Origin of the sequence: Bradyrhizobium altum, from assembly GCF_020889705.1 — a bacterium.
GTDB lineage: Bacteria > Pseudomonadota > Alphaproteobacteria > Rhizobiales > Xanthobacteraceae > Bradyrhizobium > Bradyrhizobium altum.
This window is the reverse complement of the sequence record NZ_JACMYP010000472.1, coordinates 1-3215: the sequence shown is the minus strand read 5'-3', so window position 1 is coordinate 3215 and position 3215 is coordinate 1. Positions and strand designations below refer to the sequence as shown.

General features: G+C 67.6%; 3 protein-coding genes and 1 pseudogene. 2 read left to right on the top strand and 2 right to left on the bottom strand.

Annotation, left to right across the window (positions count from 1 at the left end; all coding sequences use genetic code 11):
• Window positions 1–759 (bottom strand): NAD(P)H-dependent glycerol-3-phosphate dehydrogenase (locus H8B02_RS46390; protein WP_229172389.1); only part of this gene is annotated, 759 nt, incomplete at its 3' end.
• A 13-nt stretch (window positions 760–772) separates the two neighbouring features.
• Complete coding sequence (tsaD, locus tag H8B02_RS46385) at window positions 773–1846, bottom strand: tRNA (adenosine(37)-N6)-threonylcarbamoyltransferase complex transferase subunit TsaD (protein WP_229172388.1); 1074 nt, start codon at window positions 1844–1846, stop codon at window positions 773–775.
• A 173-nt stretch (window positions 1847–2019) separates the two neighbouring features.
• Here tsaD and H8B02_RS46380 point away from each other — a divergent pair, with 173 nt between their 5' ends.
• Both H8B02_RS46380 and H8B02_RS46375 read left to right on the top strand, forming a co-directional pair.
• Window positions 2020–2748 (top strand): uroporphyrinogen-III synthase, encoded by a 729-nt coding sequence (locus H8B02_RS46380; RefSeq protein ID WP_229172387.1) that lies wholly within the window; start codon window positions 2020–2022, stop codon window positions 2746–2748.
• 218 nt (window positions 2749–2966) lie between these two features.
• Window positions 2967–3215 (top strand): annotated as a pseudogene (locus tag H8B02_RS46375) (hypothetical protein); the annotation flags it as partial.

Here is a 3215-nt window from a genome sequence, read left to right as displayed (position 1 = left end):
CGATTGCGCGGTCGAGCAGCTGAGCAGGAGATCGCCCAACCCAGACAGGCCGGCGAGGGTTTCGGTGCGAGCCCCGCAGGCGCGGCCCAATCGCGCGAGCTCGCTGAAGCCGCGCGTGGTCAGCGCGGCGAGCGCGGAAGCACCGAGATTTTTACCGACGACGATGCCGGCGGCGATCGCCAGCACGTTCTTGGCCGCGCCGCCGATCTCGACGCCGCGCACATCGGTGGTGTGATAGGGCCGGAAGGTCGCCGAGCCGAGCGCCTGCACGAGCGCGCGTGCCAGCGCCTCGTCCCTGGTGGCCAAGGTTACGGCCGTCGGCAATCCGCGCGCGACGTCGTCGGCAAAGCTCGGTCCCGACAGGATCGCGGGCACCGCGCGCGGTGCTGCTTCCGCAATCACCTCGGTCATGAACTTGTGGGTGCCGTGCTCGATGCCCTTCGCGCAGGCGATGACAGGTGTTTCGGGCGCAAGATGCGGCGCGAGATGACTGACCGCGGCGCGCAAATGCTGCGCCGGAGTGACCGCGAGAATGATGTCCGCGCGCGCGGCAGCGGCGATATCCGATGTCACCGCGATGTCGGGATGAAGCTGGACGCCGGCCAGCCGTGGATTGACCCGCGTCGCCTGGATCTGCGCGGCATGTTCGGCATTGCGCGCATACAGCGTCACCTTGCGTCCGGCGCGTGCCGCGACCTCGGCCAATGCCGTGCCCCAGGCACCGGCACCGATCACGCTGACTGACATATGCGCGGGCATCGGAACCCTCAGCTCAATATCCGGCGCGGCTGTTGGCGTAGCCGGCCGGCGCCTTGGCGTTGGCATCGAGCAGCCAGCGTGCCCGCGGCGGCGCTTCCAGCGTGTCGGTGAGCCCGAGCGCCATCCGCTCGGCACCGGCCCAGGCGATCATCGCGCCATTGTCGGTGCAGAGCGCCGGCGGCGGGATGATCAGCGTGGTCTGCGCTTTCGCCGCGACATCCTGCAGCGCGCTGCGAATGGCATGGTTGGCGGCAACGCCGCCGGCCGCGACCAGCGCGCGCGGCGTGCCGAACCGCTCCTGGAACAACCTCAAGCCGACGGTCAGCCGATCCGCGGTCGATTCCAGCACCGCGGCCTGGAAGCTTGCGCAGAGGTCGCTGATGTCCTGCGGCTCCAATGGCTCCAGCCGGCTCGCTTCGTTGCGCACCGCCGTCTTCAATCCCGACAGCGAGAAATTCGCATCGGGACGGCCGAGCATCGGGCGCGGAAACGCAAATCGCGTCGGGTCGCCGCCGGCCGCCGCGCGCTCGACTTGCGGCCCGCCGGGATAGGGCAGCGACAGCATCTTCGCCACCTTGTCGAACGCCTCGCCCATCGCGTCGTCGACGGTGGTGCCGAGCCGCACATATTCGCCGACGCCGACCACGGCGACGATCTGGGTGTGGCCGCCCGAGGCCAGGAACAGGCAATAGGGAAACGCCAGCGCGCAGGTCAGCCGTGGCGTCAGTGCGTGCGCCTCGAGATGGTTCACCGCGATCAGCGGCGTGTCGTGCACCATCGCGATCGCTTTCGCGGTGGTGAGGCCGACGATCACCCCGCCGATCAGGCCGGGGCCGGCGGCTGCCGCGACCGCCGACAATTGTCCGTAGCCGACACCGGCCTCCTTCATGGCGGAGGCGACGATACCGTCGAGCAGGTCGACATGGGCGCGCGCGGCGATCTCCGGCACCACGCCGCCGAAGCGGGCGTGCTCGTCGGTCTGCGAGCGCACGACGTTGGAGAGGATTTTCGCCTGTCCGTCAGCCTGGCGCTCGACCACCGCGGCTGCGGTTTCATCGCAGGTGGTCTCGATCCCCAGCACCAGCATCGGTGGTTCGTGTCCCAATTTAGGCCCTTGTGCTACCAGCATGATCCGGACAGGCCGAAACCGGTTTCCGGCAAGATCATGTTCATCAACATGTCCCCTCCGGGGTAGCATTGCGAGGTCTTAAAGTGCAATCGGTCGGCAAGGTCCAATTCGTAAGCCGGGAGACCTGATCCGTGACCATCCTTGTCACACGACCGCATCCGGACAACGAAGCGACGCTCGCGACGCTGCGCCAACGCGGCTTTGAGGCCGTCGCGGCACCGGTGCTGCGCTTCGAGCCGCTACCGTTCCATGACGATGATGCGGATTATGACGCGGTCATCCTGACCAGCGCCAACGCCCCGCGCGCGATCGATCTCGCCGGCAGCCGGCTGTTGCGGCTGCCATTGTTCGCGGTCGGGGCGCACACCGCCGATGCCGCGCGCGCCGCGGGCTTCGGCATGGTGATGGTGGCCAAGGGCGATGCGGTGAGCTTGCGCGATCTCGTGCTCGCGCGGGTCAAGGCCGGCGAACTGGCGGCTTCGGCCACGCTGCTCTATCTTGCCGGCGCCGACCTGTCGCGCGATCTGGCGGGCGAACTCAGCGAAACCGGCCTGAGCGTCGTCACCCACACCACCTACCGGATGGCGCCGGTGGCCGGCTTCCCGACGGAGGTCAGCGACGCCTTCCTGGCGAACCGGATCACCGCGGTGCTGCACTATTCCCGCCGCAGCGCGCAGGCGTTCCTGGACACAATACGGGCCGACGGAATCGAGATTTCGGCGCTCGCGCTGCCGCAATGCTGCATCTCGGCCGCGGTCGCCGCGGTGCTGCATGACGCCGGCGCGACCAAGGTGGTGGTGGCGGCGCGGCCGGACGAAAACGCCCTGCTGGAGGCGCTCGGCCGCACCCTGCGGCCGTGAGCGGAATAATTCTTTCGTCTGACCATGATGTTAGGCAATGCTCCGCTTTTCGGATCGTGCTCTAAGAACCTGAGCCGATTCTGACGGAGCGTTTTCAAGCGAAGTGGGGACCGGTTCGCGTTAAGAAAACGCGACCAAAAGGATAAAAGCATGATCCAATTCAATCGGATCGGATCATGCTCTAGAATGTGCGGCCAGTAGTTTTGAGGACCCTCGCGATGGCTGAAGAAAGGCCCGACGACCCAGGACCTTCGCCGGATTTCCGGCCCAAGCGCGCGCCGCCGACTATCGACCTTCAGGCGACCGAGATCTCCAGCGATCCGCCAAAGGCGGAGGGGGGCGAGGAAGGCGCCAAGGATACTGACAAGGATACCGGCAAGGCAGCGGAGGCGGCTGCGCCTGAGGCGGAGCCCCATCCCGATCCTGCTCCCCACGCAGAGCCGCAGCCCGAGGCCGCCGCCGCGGCG